Source organism: Streptomyces sp. NPDC002573, assembly GCF_042889625.1.
Lineage (GTDB): Bacteria > Actinomycetota > Actinomycetes > Streptomycetales > Streptomycetaceae > Streptomyces > Streptomyces gibsoniae.
Genome location: NZ_JBIARC010000014.1, coordinates 104,349 through 121,933 on the forward strand (window position 1 = coordinate 104,349; position 17,585 = coordinate 121,933).

Genomic DNA, 17,585 nt, shown 5'->3' on the forward strand with positions numbered 1-17,585 from the left:
CCCAAGGCGGATTGTCTTACCTTCTTCTAACGTTCTGCAACTGAATAGAGACATTCTGTTATCCCCCGTGAGCTGCGCAAAGAGCATGCAAAGGAAACTTCTGTGAAAGGGTCAAATTTCGGGCAACGGTCTTCTCTATGGGTGTCCCGATTCCTAGTGTGAGCCGCCATTGAGCGTTAATTCGGTGTTCAGATACTGAGAGGCCCCTTGACATGGCGAAACTCGACCATGCCGTCCCCGATGTCACACGGGACCAGACCGCGCTACGGCGAGATGTCGGTCTGATCGGACTGATGTGGGCCTCGGTCGGTTCCATCATCGGATCCGGCTGGCTCTACGGCGCCGAGAAGGCCGTGGTGACGGCCGGCCCCGCAGCGATCATCTCCTGGCTGATCGGCACGGTGGCCATCGTTCTGCTGGCACTCGTGCACGCCGAACTCGGCGGCATGTTCCCGGTGGCGGGCGGCACGGCCCGTTACCCGCACTACGCCTTCGGCGGCCTGGCCGGCATGTCCTTCGGCTGGTTCTCCTGGCTGCAGGCCGCCACCGTGGCCCCGATCGAGGTCGAGGCCATGATCGGCTACGCCGGTCACTGGCACTGGGCCCAGGGGCTGCAGCACAGCGACAGCACGCTGACCACCAGCGGCTTCATCGTCGCGGTCGTCCTGATGGCCGTCTTCGTCGTGGTCAACTTCCTCGGTGTCCGCGTCCTCGCCCACACCAACAGCGCGGCCACCTGGTGGAAGATCGCCGTCCCGCTGGCCGCCATCTTCATCATCGCGGTGGGCAACTTCCACCCGCACAACTTCACCGCCCACGGCTTCGCCCCGTTCGGCGCCAAGGGCGTGCTGGGCGCCATCAGCGGCAGCGGCATCATCTTCGCCCTCCTCGGCTTCGAACAGGCGATCCAGCTGGCGGGCGAGAGCCGCAACCCCAAGCGTGACCTGCCGCGCGCCACGCTCGGCTCGGTCGCCATCGGCGCGGCCATCTACGTCCTGCTGCAGGTCGTCTTCATCGGCGCGCTGCCGCTCAGCTCCTTCGCCCACGGCTGGGACAAGCTCAACTTCCCGGGGATCAGCGGCCCCTGGGCGGGCCTCGCGACGCTGGTCGGCCTCGGCTGGCTGAGCGTGGTGCTGTACATCGACGCCGTCATCTCCCCCGGTGGCACCGGCCTCATCTACACCACCGCGACCTCGCGCGTCTCCTACGGCCTGTCCAAGAACGGCTACGCGCCCAAGCTCTTCGAGAAGACCGACGCCCGTGGCGTGCCGTGGTTCGGCCTCGCCATCTCCTTCATCACCGGCGTGATCTGCTTCCTGCCCTTCCCCAGCTGGCAGGAACTGGTCGGCTTCATCACCTCCGCCAGTGTCCTGATGTACGCCGGCGCGCCGCTGGCCTACGGTGTCTTCGCCGACCGGCTCCCGAACCTCGAGCGCCCCTACCGCCTGCCCGCGGGCAAGGTGATCGCGCCGCTGTCCTTCGTCGTCGCCAACTTCATCATCTACTGGGCCGGCTGGGACACGCTGTGGCGCCTGGGCGTGGCGATCATCCTCGGCTATGTGCTCCTCGGCGGCTACGCCTGGTACGCCACCGCCAAGGGTCTGCCGGACGCTCCCCGGCTGGACTGGAAGGCCGCCCAGTGGCTGCCCGCCTACCTGGTGGGCCTGGGCCTGATCTCCTGGCAGGGCGGCTTCGGCGGCCAGGGCCACATCGGCCTGTGGTGGGACATGCTGGTCGTCGCGGCCTTCTCCCTGGTCATCTACTACTGGGCCAAGGCCACCGCGTCCCACTCGGAGCAGATCGAGCGGAGCATCGACGAGGTCGTCGTCACCGACGCCCCCGCTCACTGACCCTGATCCCCGAGGTGTCCCGTCAGCCCGGCCGTCCGGCCGTGGCCGACGGGACACCGTCATGTCGGGGGCCTGCTCAGGCGGTCTTCGGCGCCGCCTGCTGCACGACCTCGAAGGACCACAGCGTGGACCCGCTCGCCGCCGGCTTCGGCCGCTCGCCGCTCTCCGCGCCGCCGCCCTGGTGGGCCGTCTTCATGGGACCCTCCATCCACGCCTGGAAGGATTCGTCGTCACGCCACCGGGTGTAGACGAGGTACGTGTCGGTCCCCTCGACCGGCCTGAGGAGCTCGAACCACTCGAACCCGTCGGAGCTCTCCACGGCGTGGGCACGGGAGGCGAAGCGCTTCTCCAGCGTCTCCCGCTGCTCGGCGGGAACGGTCAGTACGTTGATCTTGACTACGCTCATGGCCCCATCCTGCCGCACGGCGGCCCGCGGCCGGTGAGCGGCTCGTCCCTCGCGTGACCGAACAAGTCCCCCGGTCGGGACCCCGATCGCGGCGCGGGGCCGACGGCCGGGGCCCGACGTGCGCCGATGCCTCCCCGGGGTGAGGGTGAAGGTATGAGCGAGCCGCGTGTGATCGTGTCCGCGCCCTCCGAGACCGGTGGCCGACGAATCCGGTCCGACGGCGAGATCCTCGGGATGGCGTACAGCCTGCACGATCTGGCCGTGCTGTTGCAGCGGGCCGGCCTGGAAGGCTGGGACGAGGTGGACGTGGCCGAGTCCCCGATGATCGAGTGGCACGGCGGGGGGCCGGAGGTCTGGCCGAGAAGCTGCGGCGGCCAGGGCTCGTGACCGGCGCAGACTCACCGGGTGCCCCTTCCCGACCGCGCTTTCCGACGGAAGCGGACGGAGCGTGCACCTGCGCGCCGGCGGCGCAGTGTCACCGGCGCAGGACCTCGGCGACGGCCGGGTCCTCCAGCACGGAGACGCACCACGCGCAGTGCTCGTCCCCGCCGCCCGGCGCGAAGGCGTCGCTGGTGGCCATCGCATAGGCGGCCCGGTACAACAGGAGATCGTCGATCGCGTACCCGAACTCGTCCGCGAACCGCGCGGTGAGCCGCCGGGTGATCTCCGGGGCCCGCTCGGTGGCCGCCGGGAATCTGGCCGCGGTGACGGCGGCGTCGAACCGGGGGTCCCCGCCCGTGGACAGGAAGCCGTAGTCCACGAGGGCGAGAGGCCGCAGCTCGTCGTCCACCAGCACGGTCTCCGGGAAGATGTCGCCGTGCACGACCGCCTCGTCGGCGCGGGGGAGCGAGCGCAGCTTCTCGATGAGCACGGCGCGTTTGCGGTAGAAGTCGTGGACCTGTACGGCGAACACACCCGCGCACCGGCTGACCCGCCGCTCCACGAGGTCCGCGAGGGCGGATCCGAAGGTGGTGTGGCCCTCCCAGAGGGGGCGCTCCTCGTCCAGGACGGGTAGTTCCTTGACCTCCGCCACCTCATGGGCCGCCGCGAGGGCGCGCAGAACATCGACCAGACAGTCGACCGCCTCGGGCAGCACCTCCGGGTCGTCGGTGCGGATCCTGCGTGCCAACGGCGCGCCGGACAGTTCCCGTTCCACGGTCATCGGGACTCCGTCGATGTCCTCGACGGTGAGGATCTCCGGGGCGTCGAACGGCAGGTGCGCCGCGGCATCGGCGTAGAAACGCTGCATCCGCCGTAGGTCGGAGCCCTGCCGGTGCTCCCACACCTTGGCCACCGTGCCGTCGCCGAGCCGGTAGACGGCACCCTCCACCGCCGCTTCGACGGGCCCGGCGTCGGGATATCCGGCGTCGACGAAATGCCTTACGCGCCGGGCCGTGGTGTCGTGTGTCGTATCGGTCATCTCGTGCCTCCCCGGTGTGAGCGACCGGGCCGGTCGGCGAGGCCGTGACCGGCACCCTCTCCCACGGTAGGCCCCGCGTCCGCGCCGCACCTCCCCGGTACGTCTCCAGGTCGCCCGCACCTGTTTCCTCGTCGGCGGAGCCACCACGGCCGTTCCTCCGTACACTGACGGCCGTCGCCCGCCGGCGGGCGAGTCCGGCCGCCCGGCGGGGAACCGCCGACGGGCACCACGCACTGCGGCGTCCGTTCGGCCGCGCCACCCCCCATCCGCGTACCATCGCTCACCCGCAGAGGGCCGTATGCCGACCACCAGACTTGTCCGGAACCTGACAGGAGCGGCCGCGGTGCTCCTCCTGCTGACCGCGGCGCCCGGAGCGGTCGCCGCCGCCCCGGAACCCGCGGCCCGCACCGCCGCCACCACCCCCGCGGCCGACACCTGGCAGCCGCCGCTGTCCACCCGCGGCCGCTACATCGTCGATGCCGCGGGCAACCGCTTCCGGCTGAGATCGGCCAACTGGGACGGCGCGCAAGGATCCTGGACCGGCAGCGGCAGCATCGACGACCCCGCCAACCACCACGCCGGCCAGGACTCCTACGGCATCCCCCTCGGCCTCGACCGAGTCGCGCTGCCCAAGCTGCTCGCCGACTTCCACGCCCTCGGGATCAACAGCATCCGGCTGCCGTTCTCCAACGAGATGATCCACACGACGGCCCCCGTGCCCGACGTCGCCGTCACGGCCAACCCCCAGCTGCGGGGCAAGACGCCGCTGCAGATCTACGACGCCGTGGTGGCCGCCCTCACCGGCGACGGCTTCGCGGTCATCCTCAACAACCACACCAACACCTCCCGTTGGTGCTGCGGCATCGACGGCAACGAGCGCTGGAACACCGGGCGGTCCACCCAGCAGTGGGCCGACGACTGGGTCTTCATGGCCCGCCGCTACGCCTCCGACCCACGCGTGGTGGGAGCCGACCTCTACAACGAGGTACGGCGCGACATCATGGACGACCCCAACTGGGGTCTCGGCGACGACCACGACTGGTACGCCGCCGCCCAGCTCGCCGCGGACCGCATCCTCACCGAGGCCAACCCCAACCTCCTCATCGTCATCGAGGGCATCAACTGGACCGGCCTGCCCGTCGACGGGCTGCCGCACGGCCGCCCCATGCTCACTCCCGCCCGCACGCTCTCGCACACCCTGGTGGCCGCCCACAAACTGGTCTACTCCGCCCACTTCTACGGCTACACCGGCCCCCACCACAGCGGTGCCACCGGCATCGGGGAGACACACGACGCCCGCTACCAGGACCTCACCCGCGACGAGCTGTACCAGGCCCTGGACGACGAGGCGTTCTTCGTGACCGAGGAGGGCGGCCGGCACTACACCGCACCGCTGTGGATCAGCGAGTTCGGTATCGGAGCCGGTGAGACGGGCACCGCCGCCCGCGCCTGGTTCGGCAACATCACCGACTACTTCGCCGACCACGACGCCGACTTCGCCTACTGGCCGCTGGTCGGGTGGGAAGGCCACGATGACTGGTCGCTTCTGCGCTACGACACCGCGGGGCACCGATCCGGCATCCTCGACGGGTCCGACTGGCGCGGCACCGCATGGAACCACCTCATGACCGCGCCCACGCGCACCGGGCCCGTGGCGGAGGTGCCCTCCTGGCGCATGCTCGCCACCGACCACGGCGACCGGGTCCAGTCACTCCGGGTGCGTGCCACCGGGGACTGGGACACCGGTGCCTCCAAGGCGGCCTGTCCCGACGGTCTGCGGCTGACGGGGCTCGGCCACACGTCCGGCCGTGCGCTGTGCACCGACATCACCGCCGGTGATCTGCGCGCGGGGGGCAACGCCCAGACGGTGGTCACCGACGAACGCTACGTCCCGCAGGGCGGCGACTGGGCCTCGGGTTACACCAAACTCCAGTGCCCCACCGACAACTTCCTGATCGGCTACAGCCACCGCGGCGGCCGGGTGTCGGCGGCCCTCTGCGTTCCCGCCCGGGACCGGCTGGGCGACACGGGACGGACCGTGTGGTTCGACCGGTCCGACAACCGCCCCGCCGACGCCGCCGGCGGCGACTTCGCCTACGGCGACTACAAGGGCCAGTGCGCCGACAACGAGTACGCCGCCGGAATCGCCTTCACCACGCGACTGGGCAGCACGGCGGGCCCCGCCGCCCTGCTGTGCCGCAAGCTGTTTTGAAACACCTGGCCGGCTGTTCAAGGCCCTTGTCCCGCTGGCCGGATGAGTCCAGGGCGGACCACCCGGATCAAAGGCGTGACAGGAACTCGAGATCTTTACGCGCGAAAGCGCCCCGGGGCGCACAAGCGTGCACTCCGGGGCGCTTTCGCGCACCGTCCCTGAGGGTGAGTGTCAGCGGGAGCTGAGCAGTCCTTCGCGCAGCCGGGCCAGCATGCGGGACAGCAGTCGCGAGACATGCATCTGGGAGACCCCGAGGCGCTCGCCGATCTGGGCCTGGGTGAGCTCCTCGACGAACCGCATATGGATGATCTGCCGGTCGCGCTCGTCCAACTCGGCGATCATCGGGGCCAGTGCGTGGAAGTCCTCCACCAGCTCCAGTGCCGCGTCCTCGGTGCCGATGAAGTCCGCCAGCGCGGTCTCGCCGTCCTCGTCGGTGCTGATCGCGGCGTCCAGGGAGGAGGAGTTGTACCCGTTGGAGGCCAGCCTGGCCTCGGTGACCTCCTCCTCCGAGAGGCACATCAGTTCCGCCAGCTCCTTCGTGGTGGGGACACGGCCCAGTCGGCTGCGCAGCTCCTCCGTCGCCTTCGCCAGTTGTACCCGCGCCTCCTGGAGCCGGCGCGGGACATGCACGGCCCAGGAGGTGTCGCGGAAGAACCGCTTGATCTCGCCGACGATGTACGGCACGGCGAACGAGGTGAACTCCACCTCGCGCGAGAGCTCGAACCGGTCGATGGCCTTGATGAGGCCGATCATGCCGACCTGGACGATGTCCTCCATCTCCTCGGGTCCACGGCTGCGGAACCGGGCGGCCGCGAACCGGACCAGGGACATGTTCATCTCGATCAGCGTGTTGCGTGCGTACTGGTACTCGGGCGTGCCCTCGTCCAGCGAGGCCAGCTGGTCGAAGAACAGCTTCGACAGCTCGCGGGCGTCCCGCGGGGCAACCCGCGACGGGTCGGCGACCTCCGGCAGTGCAGTTGTGCCCGCCTCCGCCGCTGTCGTCATCGCCGACATCATGTTCCCTCCCGGTTCGACTACGTGCCTGTGAGCCCGTTTCGGGCTGACGACACTCCGCCTGCCCCGAGGCCGGGAGGGTATGCCTGACGATCCGTGTCCCCGCCGCCGGCGCGCGCGGAGGCGGGCCGTCGCGCGCCCGACTACAGCATGTGAGATGCGCGAGGCGGCCGTGACTCCGGCTCGTTGTGGTGTCGCAGTGAGGGGCCTGCTCGCCATCGAGGCACTCGGGACCGGTATTGACCAAGATGCGACGGAACTTGTCCGATCTGAGAGGCCGAACGCGCCGGTAACCGCAATCATGCCATTTACGCACCGTAGCGGTAGGCATTCGTTTGAGTGAGCGGGTAGCGTCCCCACACACACGAGCGGGCCCCGGCACGGCGGGATACCAGACCGGGGCCCAACTCAACTCTGTTCAACGATCGAGGAGATGACATGCCTCCTGACCGAAACAACCACTTCGGCCGGCCACTCGAGCGGAGCCGGGCGGAGCGGTTCGACCGTAACATCCCGCAGGCGGGCGCGGTTGAAACCCGCGACCTGCGTGACAGGGAAGTCAACATGCAGGTAGGGGCGTTCGTCGCCGCCCCGGTCCTGGGCATCGTGCTGGTCCTGCGGCCCGAGCTGTACCAGCTCGCCGCAGCGGCGGTCTGCATGCTGCTGGCCGCAACCCGTCGCTCATACCTGCGCTACCGGCGGGTTCGCATCGCCTGACGGCCGGTCGGCCGCCGCCCGAGCAGTTCCAACTGCCCGGACGGCGGCCGCCCGACCGGCGGCACACCGTCACCCACCCATGGAGCCGCCCCGAGTCCGGCTGACGGCTTCTGCGGAATCTCTCAGTTTCCGTGCCCCGGCCCCGGTAGCACTTGCCCGCAAAGGACACCCGATCCCATGACGCCCAAGGACCCAGGCCCCGCCTACTGCCTGAACCCCGACTGCGGAAGGCCGATTGACCGCAGCGGCGGCTCCGGCAGGCCGCGCCACTACTGCAACGACGTCTGCGGTCGCGCGTACCGCCGGGCGCGCGAGAAGCACCCGACCCCGGACGCGGTCGCCCACAACCTCTTCGCCGACGAGGTCGCCGACGACATGGCGCGCGGCGCCGAGCACCTGCGGCGACTGACCCGTACGCGCCAGCCGCTGGCGGCCCTGAGCCTGCTGCGCATCGTGGAACGCGATCTGGAGGACCTCAAGGCCGCCTTGGTGCAACAGGCCCGCGACCAGCGGGAGAAGAACGCCGAGATCGCGCGTTCCCTGAGTCTGCCGCCCGAGCAACTCACCCGGAAACTCTCCTCGGAGGCCGTCCGTCGGAGGATGGTCAACCGACAGCAGCGCCCCCGCAACGTACCGGGCCGCCCCGCGGAATCGGAGCCCGCTGCCTCGGCACCCGTCATCAGCATCCCGCGCCAGCGCCGGCCCCCGGCCCGGCCGGGCGGCGCCACGCCCTTCCGGGCGAGGGAGCCGAACCAGCACCCCGCGGGGCCGGCCGCGGTCCTCGCCCGCGCCCTGTCCCAGCTTCAGCGCGTCAGCGCCAAGTCCTTCCGCCGGCTCGCCGAGGACACCCACATATCCGCCTCCTACGTCTCCCGGGTCCTCAGCGGCGAGCGGTGCCCTTCCTGGAAGGTCACGCGTGCGCTCACGCTCGCCTGTGGGGGAGACCCGGCGGAGATCCAGCCCCTGTGGGCGGCCGCCCGCGGACAGACGCCGAGCCAGCGCGGCAGCCTGCACGAGGCGCTGCGCGGACTGCACCTGTCCGCCGCGCGACCCGCCACGGCCGACCTCGGCGCGCGCAGCGGCCTGAGTCCTCGAGCCGTAACCGGCATGCTCAGCGGCAGCACGCTGCCCGCCTGGGAGGACGTCGAGGAACTGGCCCATGCCCTGGGCGCCGAGGCCCCGCCCCTACGGCCGTTGTGGAACGCCGCACGCGCCGCGGCGGCCGGGCCCCCCGAACCGCCGCCCGCCGACCTGCTCGCCCTCCGTTCACTCGCCGAGGTCCTCGGATGACTCCACACACCACCCTCAGGCAACCCGTCCGCACCCTCGCGGCCCGTTCCCGACTGTCGTATCCGTCGTCGCGCGCACGTGTCGTCCCGCCCTGCCGGCAGGCTTCGCTCACTCCCGCGCTGCCCCCCGCGTTCGAGGCGTTCTGCGCGCTGCACCGCGTCCGCTACCTCGACTACGCACGCGTCCATCTGCCGGACGACGAGGCGCACAGCTTCGTCCGCGGCGTCCTGGGAGAACTGGCGGTCCGCTGGCCGTATGTCGTCAGTCAGCCCAATCCCTCCGCGCGGGCCTGGACCCTGCTCAGCGCCCGGATCCGGGCCCGGCGACCCCTGCCCGCCCCCCTCGACACCTGTCCGGCGTCGCAGTACGACGCCCTCGTGCTGCACTGCCTGCTGGAGTACAGCAGTACGGCCGCGGCCGAGACCATGGGCGTGGAGCCGAGCAAGATCCGTTACCTGGTCTGCTCCGCGTCCCCCGCCTCCCGCAGGGCCGCCCGCCTGCTGCGCCCCGATCCACCCTCAGGACCTGTGGCGGGATGCCGGGCCTGAACTCGGCTCGCCGGAGCCTGAACTGACGGCCGGGGTCGGTCGGCGTCGAGGGTGTCGTCGTACATCCAGGAACCGTGGATCACGGCCGGAACCCTCGGGACGGAGGTGTTCCGGGGACTACCATGTCCGTTATGCGCGCAATTACCGTCAATCGCTATGGTGGTCCGGAGACCCTGGAACTGACGGAGGCCGACGACCCCAAGGTCGGTCCCGACTCGGTGCTCGTGCGGGTGAAGGCCGCCGGGGTCAACCCGGTCGACTGGAAGATCGTCGCCGGATACCTCGACTCGATCATGTACATCCACTTCCCTCTCGTCCCCGGCTGGGACGTCGCGGGCGTCGTCGAGGCGGTCGGTCAGGACGCCTCCGAGTTCTCGGTCGGCGACGAGGTCTTCGGCTATGTCCGCAAGGACGAGGTGCAGCACGGCACTTACGCGGAACTCGTCGCCGCGCCCGTACGCACCCTCGCACGCAAGCCCGCGTCGCTGACCTGGCAGCAGGCGGCCGGGGTGCCGCTGGCAGGGCTCACCGCCCGGCAGTCGCTGGCCCGGGTGGGGGTGGCCTCGGGCGACACGGTCCTGGTCCATGCGGCGGCCGGCGGCGTCGGGGCCTTCGCCGTGCAGATCGCGGTGGCGAAGGGGGCCCGGGTGATCGGTACGGCGAGCGAACGCAACCACGACTTCCTTCGCTCCCTGGGCGCCGAACCGGTGAGCTACGGTGACGGCCTGGCCGATCGGGTGCGGTGGCTCGCGCCGGAGGGAGTCGACGCGGCAGTGGACTACGTGGGCGGGGACGCGGTGGCCGTGTCCCAGGAACTGCTGAAGGACCGCTCTCGCATCGCATCGATCGTCAACCCCGAGGTCACCGAGCGCGGCGGTCACCATGTGTGGGTCCGTCCGGACTCCGCGGACCTCGCGGAACTGGCCCGCCTCGCCGACGCCGGCAAGCTCGACGTCCATGTCGAGCAGGCCCTGCCGCTGGCCGAGGCCGCCGAGGCGTTCGACCGCAGCAAGAGCGGGCGGACCCGCGGCAAGATCGTGCTCGAGGTCGGACACGTCGACTGACGCCAGGCCGGCCCGTTGCCGAGGGCCGGTGGGGGAGACCCGGCGCCTGTCGATCGGGCGCCGCTCCGCCGGCCGCCGGGCGTCAACCAAGTGGACTACGGGGCCTGCGTGATCGTATGTTGCGCATGCCGCGCGTGAGATTCCGGGGAGGAACGGCGTCCGGCGTTTCGACCACACCTCGGGGGATGCTCCACCATGATCTGTTACCGCTGCCATCATCTCGCCGCTGCAGCGGGCGGCACCCTGTGCGCCCAGTGCGCCGCCACTCCGGCACCGACGGCCCCGCCGGTCGCGGCCGTGCCAGGGGCCTTCCTGCGCTCGCCCGTCGGGCTGGGCCGAGCGACGGCCGTACTGCTCGGACTGGTCGCCGTCGCCGATCTGTTCGCAATCGGGGCGGACGTCGTCATGTACAACGTGTCGGGCGATCTGGTCGACGGCGCCGTCGGAGACGCCGTGAGCCGCCGGGCCGACCGCGCGGACGCGCTCTACTCCGCAGCCGGCATCGCCCAGACCGCCGCGATGCTGGCCTGCATGGTCGTGTACCTGTGCTGGTTCTACCGAGTACGGGTCAACGCCGAGGTGTTCGAGCCGTACGGGCACCAGAAGAAGCGTGGCTGGGCGATCGGCGGCTGGTTCACGCCGGTCGTGAACCTGTGGTTCCCGCGCCGGATCACACTGGACATCTGGGACGCGAGCGGCCCGCCGGGTGCGCGCCGGTCGCACGGCCTCGTCAACGCCTGGTGGGCGCTGTGGATCATTTCGATCCTGGCCGAGCGGTCCGGCTTCTCCGCCTACCGTCGAGCCGACACCGCTCAGGAGCTGTACAGCGCGGTCCCGCAGGTGCTCTTCGCGGACGTCACCGACATGGCCGCCGCGCTGCTCGCGATCCTCGTCGTACTGCGGCTCACGCGGATGCAGCACGAGAAGGCGCTGCGGGGCGCGGTGCCTCCGGCGGTCGCGGTCTGACGCCCCGCGTCGTCAAGTCGCCGAGCCACCGGGTCGTCGAGTCATCCAGTGACCAAGTCGCCAAGTGACCAAGTGACCAAGTCGCCAGGTCCATGGGCGGTCGATGTCGTCCGAACCGTTGTCACCGGCCGCTTCTTCCTGGTTGGGTGTCCCGCCGGCACGTGACGGACGTGGCGGGGCCCGGCGGATGAGCGCGACCGGCGCGGCGCGCCGATGAGGGAGTGGGTGCGATGGCGGCGGAGACACGGTCGGTGGACGACGGGAAGACCCTGCCCGACGGGCTCGGACAGGCGATCCGTGAGACGGCCGCGGACATCGCGAGGCTGTTGCGAGCGGCGGCCGACACGACGGTCCCCGTGCCCGACTCGGAGTGGACCGTGGGCGAGGCGGCGGCCCATCTGGCGGTGGCCAACGAGCTGATGGCCGACCTCGCGGCCGGCCGCGAACGCCCTTACGGGGACGGCACGCCGCAGAGCCTGGCCGCGGCCAACGCGCGGTCCCTGGCCGCTTTCGAGGAGCGCGGGGCAGAGCCGCTGGCGGTGATGATCGAGGCACAGGCGGACGGCTTCCTCGACGCCGTCGCCCGGGCCACGGCGGACGGCACCGCGGACCGGACGCTCCTCACACCGCTGGGCCCCATGGACCGGTCCGTGCTCGCCTCGTATCTGCTGACCCACATGCTGGGCCACGGCTACGACCTCGCCCGCGCGCTCGGCCGACCGCACATGATCGACCGCGCTCGGGTCGGACTGTGCCTGCCGTTCCTGCTGACCGCCATGCCGCACGTCGCCGTCGCCGGTGCCGGGGTCACGGCCCGCTACCGGCTCCGGGTGTGGGGCGGGGCGGAGTTCGGTGTCACCTTCACCGACGGTGCCGTGGACGTGACGTCCGCGGCACCGGACCCGCCGGACTGCACGATCCTCACGGAGCCGGTGACGTTCCTGCTCATCGCCCTGGGCCGCTGCAATCCGTGGCGGGCCATGGCGAGCGGCCGGGTGCTCGCCTGGGGGCGCAGGCCCTGGCTCGCGGCGCGCTTTCCGACGCTGTTCATGGCGCCCTGAACCGTGTCGTGGACCTGCGCGGGGGAGGTCGTCCGCTCGGCGGCCCGACCCGCGTGGCGGTTCCGCGCCGGGGCTGGGCGTCCGTCTCCGTCTCAGCAACCGATGTCGGCCGCGTCGAAGAAGTGATCGAGGGGCGCTCGGTACGCCGCGGGATGGAAGCCCAGCTCCCATTGGGGATGACCGGCCCACTCCATGAAGGCGACCCAGCGCAGCAACCACCCGAGTGCGTTCGTGGTGGCGTCCTGCTCGCAGCCGCCTTCGCCGCCCGCCACCTCACGCAGGGCCAGCCACTCCCGGAACAGGTCCGTGATATCGGCCGCGGTCCGGCGTTCGGCCGCGCTGCCGCACAGTTCGGCATCGGCGAGCCGTCCCCCGAAGAACCGGGCGAACCGCTGGTCACGTGCGTAGGCCCATCGATCGTCCGCTGCCTCGGCCGCGCCACCCGGCTGGGCGCGGTACGGAAAGGCGGGTTCGGGCTGGGGGGCGGTCACGGCAGGCTCGAAACGCGAGACGGTGCCACTGCGGCCAGGGGCTCGGGTCTATGGGCCGCGTGGGTGGCGCGCCGGGGAGGGAGAAACGCAGGGACGGCCGTCACGTAGTCCTCCGACAAGGAGCGAGGTGGGGGCGTAAGAGCTCCGTACACAGGGGGCGCCCGGCTCGCGACGGCGTCTGGTGCCGACCGGGCTCCCACTGTGTTCGGAGCTTCAGGCCCCGGAAGCGTGGCTGGTTGCGCCGTCTCGCCACGCCGTGACCGGCCGGGAAGCGATGAGCGAAGCCCAGGGCTGTCGGCCGGTGTCGCGGGCAGGGAAGGCGGAGCGACGGGTCATCTGTACCGCGGGCGTCTGGAGGCCGCAGCCGGGACGACTGGTGCGGGGAGAGCGGGCGGCACCGTCTGACGTCCACGGTTCTGGCCTCCCAACGTCCGAGTGCCCAGGTGGTCCGCGTCGGCCCGCCGACCGCCCGCCACCCGGCTCGTACCGTCGGCACGTCGTGTCCGTGCCCGTCGAGGCAAGGCCTCCGAGGCACACCTCTGCACCCTTCAACCGTGCGTGGGGGAGGCCCGGACCGGTGCACGCCGACGCGAACGCAGGCGCGACCGCATTCCGCAATCACGGAGCGAACGCGACTGAGTCCGCCGGGTGCTGACTGACAGCCAGTCACCTGGTGATGCTGCAATCCAAGAGTATGTGATGTCAACTGTTGTATCCATCCTTGGCAATTGGAGTATCGCTGACCTGGTTGCTTGGCCGGGGAGCGGTTATCGTCTCGTCATCAATGCGCAGTCCGCGCCGCCACCGGACGTGAGGAGATGCGTCGGTGAGAGATCCGCGCCAATCGCTCGCCGAGACCCTCAGGGACATCGACTCTCTACTGAGCGACGGGAAGAGCCGTGACGACGTCCTCGACGTGCAGCAGTTGTCCGTCAACTGCGGCGTTCCGCAGGACGTCGTGGAGATGCTGCTGCACGGCAGACACGCGCCCGCGGAGAACATCACCGACCGGATCATCCGCCGCATCGCTCATCTGCGGGAGACGCGACGGCGCCCCGACGGCTCGCGCCACTCCTACGACGAGATCGCCTCGTCGTTCGGGGCCACCCGGGCCTCACTGTCCAACCTCGTCAACGGCCGCAGAAGCCCCAGGGAGACCGTGCAGCCGGCCCGGGACGTACGACGGCGCACGTCCCGCTCCGGCGGCCCACTGGCCTCCACCCAGGCAGGCGTCGAGCGCTTCTTCTTCGGGGAGCCGAACGGATGGCTCAGCGCCGAGCCGGAGTCGGCCCTCAACGAGGCGCTCCAGCCCGTACTCGAAGGGCTGCGCGCGGCGGTCGACAGCGACTGCGGCGGCAGCCGCGCCACGGCGCTGCGCACGGCCGCGGCCCTGCCGGACGACGAGTGGGAACTGGTCGAGCGATTCATCAACACCCTGGTGCGCCAGGTCCGGGAGGAACGCGGTCAGCACGGCTGACCCTGGCTCGAACACGCCCCCCACAGGCCGCCGTCAGGATGCGCCGCACCAGGAACACACCTGCGACGCGTCCGCGATAGCCTGCCACAGCGACTGCGCCCAGCAACGCTCCCGGAGGCCGTGCCCATCCCATGAACGGCGACTCACCACCACTGGACGGCGACTTACCCTTCTACGTCTCCAGCGGACTGATGCTCCTGGCCTGTCTGCTGAAGCTGCCGGCACTGGTGCGTGCCCGAGGCCGGGACTGGCTGCTGTCCTCCATCTGCGCCCTGCTCTTCCTCGGCGCGGGAGTCCTGTTCACCACCGCCCAGACCACGATCGCCCTCGTCAACCGCGGCACCGGCGTGCCCAATATCGCCGCCCCGATCGTCTACATGCTGCTGGTCGCCTTCTCCGGGGCCTCGATCGTGCTGGTCCTGAACTGGCGCGGCGAAACCGAGACGGCCCAGCCCCGTCGCCTCTCCCGTGTCACGCTCGCCGCGTACGGCGTGGCGGTCCTCCTCATCGGGGTCCTCTTCTCCCTGGGCGACGCGCCGGTCGAGCAACGGACCCGGTTCGACCTCTACTACGCGACCACGCCCTTCATCAGGGAGATGGTCCTTCTCTGTCTCACCGCGCACGCCGTGGCCTCCCTGACCGTCGGCCATCTCTGCCGACGCTGGTCAGGGGAGGTGCACGGAATGCTGCGCACCGGTCTGCGCGTGCTGGCCACCGCGTATCTGATGCACTTCGTCGGCTACGACCTCATGACGGCCGCGGCGGTGATCGGCCGCTGGACCGGCCACACCTGGGACACGTTCATCGTGATCGCGCGCACGACGATCGCGCCCAGCGCGGTCCTGGGGGCGGCGGGTTTCGTTCTCCCTCTGATCGGCGGGAGCACCACGGTCCGCTACTGGCAGCTGGCACCGCTGGCCCGCACGGTGCGCCCCGTGCGAGGCGCTCTAGGGCCCACACCCCTGCCCCTGCCGTGGTGGAAGCTCAGCGTGCATCTTCGGCTGACGAGACGTCAGACCTATATCTCGGACCGTATCTTGGCCTGCCGTGACCACTCCGACCCGGGGATCCGGGACGAGGCACACCGGCTGGCCCTGGCCCGCAACGCCACCGGGGAGGAGGCCGCCGCCATCGCCGAGGCCGCGCTGATCGTCGCGGCGGTCGAGGTCCACTACGCCCGCGGCAGCCATGGCACGCCCCCGCGGCGTCGGGTGAACGCGGACGAGCGCGCGGTCTCCAGCAGCGACCTGGTCCACATCTCCCGGGCGCTGCGCTCCCGTATCGTCAAGGACGTCCGCACACGGACCCGCAACCACCGAAGGCCCTGACAAGAGCGGCGTGGTGGCTGCGGCGCCGCACCGGGGCCCGGCGGCTCCAGTGCTCGTCGGACCAACCGCCGCCACGGAGCACCCGGCAGATGCCGTACACCTCGGCGTCGTAGACGTCCCAGCACCCTGCCACCACACGCGCTCGACGTTCGTGACGACACCTCAACCGGACGAGTGGATACGGCCGTTCTTGCCCGCCCCCGCCCCTCCCACCGCTCCTCCCGTTCGGTCGAGGCCATGGAGGATCGCTCGCTCGGCCGCCGTCAGGGGCGGTCCGGCCAGCGGAGGCAGCACAGGGCCGTTCAGCGTGGCGAGCAGCAGCGAGGGGCGCAGCAGACGGCTGCCGTCCTCCTGCAACGTGGTGACGTTGCACATGGCGACGGACACCCGGTAGGAGCTGGTCGCCACCTTCGTCATACGCCGCACATAGCGGGTGAGCACACGGTCGGCGAACGTGGGACTGTCGCCGAGCACTCCGGGGAACCACCGGTCCTGGGAGCTGCTCAGCGACCATGCCGCGTCCACCGCCTTGGCGGCGGCACGCTGGATCCGGCGCGCCAGGCCCGGCGCGGCGACATCGGTCGCGGCGAGTTCCCGGCGAAACTCCTGGGCGCCCAGCGCGGCCACCGACATGCCCTGCCCGTAGACCGGGTTGAACGCGGCGGCGGCATCACCCAGCACCACGAGGCCCTCGGGCCAGACCACGGCGCTCTCGAAGTGGCGGCGGACATTGCGGGTGCTGCGGCTGAGCGCCACATCGGACAGGGGCTCGGCACCGGAGAGAAGCCGGCCCACCAGAGGATGCCGTAGCCCGAGGGCGAAGCGGACGAACTCCGCGGGGTCGCTGGTGGGCTCGGCACCTCGGGTACCGCTCAGACTGGCCAGCCATCGTCCGCCCTCGATGGGGATGAGAGCCGCCGCGCGGCCGGGCGTTGTGTCGAGAGGGTCGGGCTGCACCAGGATCAGGGGGAACTCCTCCGCCCCTTCAGGCCTCCGGTAGAGGCGGCTCGCGTACACGACTCCCGAGTCGACGACCTCCTCACGGATCCCCGCGATGCCGAGGGCGTCGAGCCACTGCAGGGCACGTGACCCACGCCCGCTCGCGTCGACGACCAGGTCCGCGCGCAGGTCCTCCTCGGCGCCCTCCGCGTCGGTGATGCGTACGCCCGTGACACGCTCCGCGGATCCCAGCAGGGAGACGGCTTCGGCGCGCCGCAGTCGGATTCGGGGACGGTCCAGGACCGTCTCGCGCAGGACGGCGTCCAGGAGGTCCCTGCTGCATGTGAGCAGGGGGTGGCTGTCGTGGCGCCAGCGCCGGAACCATCCCTCCGGACCCAGCATCACCGCGCCGGAGGTGAGCGAGATCTCGCGGCCTCCTGCGACGAGCACCCGCTGCCGCAGCCGCAGGTCGGGCAGCAGGGCCTCGATCGCGTTCAGCCCACTGGTCAACAGGATGTGGCCATGGCGGGCCTGGGGTAAGCCCCTGCGTGGAGCAGGCCCCTCCGGCAGCACATCGCGCTCGAGTACGGTCACTTCGCCGACCGCGTCGGACACGGCCACGGCGGCCAGCAGCCCGGCCACGCTCGCACCGACGACGATTGCCCTACGCGCCATCCGTCCCCCGATCGCAGCCCCGGAAGCCCTCACCGTACCGTTGGGCATGACGATCACCACAGCAGATCGGGCCAGAACCGGCCAGGCGACACGGCGATGACTCACCTACGAGCCGCGGCACCGGAAA

Annotated in this window: 16 protein-coding genes; 11 read left to right on the forward strand and 5 right to left on the reverse strand. The window is 70.8% G+C overall.

Features of this window, described 5'->3' with window-relative positions:
- Positions 1-212 precede the first annotated feature (212 nt).
- On the forward strand, positions 213-1,850 hold the full coding sequence (locus ACFYX0_RS16125) for an APC family permease (RefSeq protein ID WP_355917649.1): 1,638 nt from the start codon (positions 213-215) through the stop codon (positions 1,848-1,850).
- A gap of 76 nt (positions 1,851-1,926) precedes the next feature.
- Here the strand turns inward: ACFYX0_RS16125 and ACFYX0_RS16130 are convergent, their stop codons facing one another.
- On the reverse strand, positions 1,927-2,256 hold the full coding sequence (locus tag ACFYX0_RS16130) for an antibiotic biosynthesis monooxygenase (protein ID WP_355917646.1): 330 nt from the start codon (positions 2,254-2,256) through the stop codon (positions 1,927-1,929).
- A gap of 153 nt (positions 2,257-2,409) precedes the next feature.
- Here ACFYX0_RS16130 and ACFYX0_RS16135 point away from each other — a divergent pair, with 153 nt between their 5' ends.
- A complete protein-coding gene (locus ACFYX0_RS16135; RefSeq protein WP_388970716.1) occupies positions 2,410-2,643 on the forward strand; it encodes a hypothetical protein in 234 nt (77 codons plus the stop codon).
- An 88-nt stretch (positions 2,644-2,731) separates the two neighbouring features.
- On the opposite strand, the gene ACFYX0_RS16140 is transcribed toward ACFYX0_RS16135, so the two are convergent.
- The gene (locus tag ACFYX0_RS16140; protein ID WP_355917643.1) at positions 2,732-3,676 is read right to left on the reverse strand and encodes a phosphotransferase; all 945 of its coding nucleotides are present in this window, start codon (positions 3,674-3,676) and stop codon (positions 2,732-2,734) included.
- A gap of 298 nt (positions 3,677-3,974) precedes the next feature.
- Between ACFYX0_RS16140 and ACFYX0_RS16145 the strand changes: the two genes are divergently transcribed.
- Entirely contained in the window at positions 3,975-5,888 is a 1,914-nt protein-coding gene (locus tag ACFYX0_RS16145; RefSeq protein WP_388970717.1) for a glycoside hydrolase family 5 protein, read from the forward strand.
- Positions 5,889-6,059: 171 nt separating this feature from the next.
- Here ACFYX0_RS16145 and ACFYX0_RS16150 read toward each other — a convergent pair whose 3' ends face one another.
- Complete coding sequence (locus ACFYX0_RS16150; RefSeq protein WP_355917724.1) at positions 6,060-6,902, reverse strand: RNA polymerase sigma factor SigF; 843 nt, start codon at positions 6,900-6,902, stop codon at positions 6,060-6,062.
- 438 nt (positions 6,903-7,340) lie between these two features.
- Here ACFYX0_RS16150 and ACFYX0_RS16155 point away from each other — a divergent pair, with 438 nt between their 5' ends.
- The 6 genes from ACFYX0_RS16155 to ACFYX0_RS16180 all read left to right on the forward strand — a co-directional run bounded on the left by ACFYX0_RS16155 (position 7,341) and on the right by ACFYX0_RS16180 (position 12,548).
- Positions 7,341-7,619 (forward strand): hypothetical protein, encoded by a 279-nt coding sequence (locus tag ACFYX0_RS16155; RefSeq protein ID WP_355917637.1) that lies wholly within the window; start codon positions 7,341-7,343, stop codon positions 7,617-7,619.
- Between the two features lie 177 nt (positions 7,620-7,796).
- On the forward strand, positions 7,797-8,909 hold the full coding sequence (locus tag ACFYX0_RS16160) for a helix-turn-helix domain-containing protein (RefSeq protein ID WP_388970719.1): 1,113 nt from the start codon (positions 7,797-7,799) through the stop codon (positions 8,907-8,909).
- Complete coding sequence (locus ACFYX0_RS16165) at positions 8,906-9,457, forward strand: hypothetical protein (protein WP_388970721.1); 552 nt, start codon at positions 8,906-8,908, stop codon at positions 9,455-9,457. Before ACFYX0_RS16160 ends, ACFYX0_RS16165 begins: the two co-directional genes overlap by 4 nt.
- Before the next feature lie 131 nt (positions 9,458-9,588).
- Entirely contained in the window at positions 9,589-10,521 is a 933-nt protein-coding gene (locus ACFYX0_RS16170; protein ID WP_388970723.1) for an NADP-dependent oxidoreductase, read from the forward strand.
- A 195-nt stretch (positions 10,522-10,716) separates the two neighbouring features.
- On the forward strand, positions 10,717-11,487 hold the full coding sequence (locus tag ACFYX0_RS16175; RefSeq protein WP_388970725.1) for a DUF4328 domain-containing protein: 771 nt from the start codon (positions 10,717-10,719) through the stop codon (positions 11,485-11,487).
- A gap of 230 nt (positions 11,488-11,717) precedes the next feature.
- Positions 11,718-12,548: a maleylpyruvate isomerase family mycothiol-dependent enzyme gene (locus ACFYX0_RS16180; RefSeq protein ID WP_388970727.1), complete on the forward strand. Its 831-nt coding sequence runs from the start codon at positions 11,718-11,720 to the stop codon at positions 12,546-12,548.
- A gap of 92 nt (positions 12,549-12,640) precedes the next feature.
- Here the strand turns inward: ACFYX0_RS16180 and ACFYX0_RS16185 are convergent, their stop codons facing one another.
- Positions 12,641-13,039: a hypothetical protein gene (locus ACFYX0_RS16185; protein WP_355917617.1), complete on the reverse strand. Its 399-nt coding sequence runs from the start codon at positions 13,037-13,039 to the stop codon at positions 12,641-12,643.
- An 826-nt stretch (positions 13,040-13,865) separates the two neighbouring features.
- On the opposite strand from ACFYX0_RS16185, the gene ACFYX0_RS16190 reads away from it, so the two are divergent.
- Complete coding sequence (locus ACFYX0_RS16190; RefSeq protein WP_355917614.1) at positions 13,866-14,516, forward strand: hypothetical protein; 651 nt, start codon at positions 13,866-13,868, stop codon at positions 14,514-14,516.
- 131 nt (positions 14,517-14,647) lie between these two features.
- The gene (locus tag ACFYX0_RS16195; protein WP_388970729.1) at positions 14,648-15,844 is read left to right on the forward strand and encodes a DUF6545 domain-containing protein; all 1,197 of its coding nucleotides are present in this window, start codon (positions 14,648-14,650) and stop codon (positions 15,842-15,844) included.
- Positions 15,845-16,006: 162 nt separating this feature from the next.
- Here ACFYX0_RS16195 and ACFYX0_RS16200 read toward each other — a convergent pair whose 3' ends face one another.
- Positions 16,007-17,458 carry an NAD(P)/FAD-dependent oxidoreductase gene (locus ACFYX0_RS16200; protein WP_388970731.1) on the reverse strand — a complete coding sequence of 484 codons (1,452 nt, stop codon included), beginning with the start codon at positions 17,456-17,458 and terminating at the stop codon, positions 16,007-16,009.
- Positions 17,459-17,585: the final 127 nt, after the last annotated feature.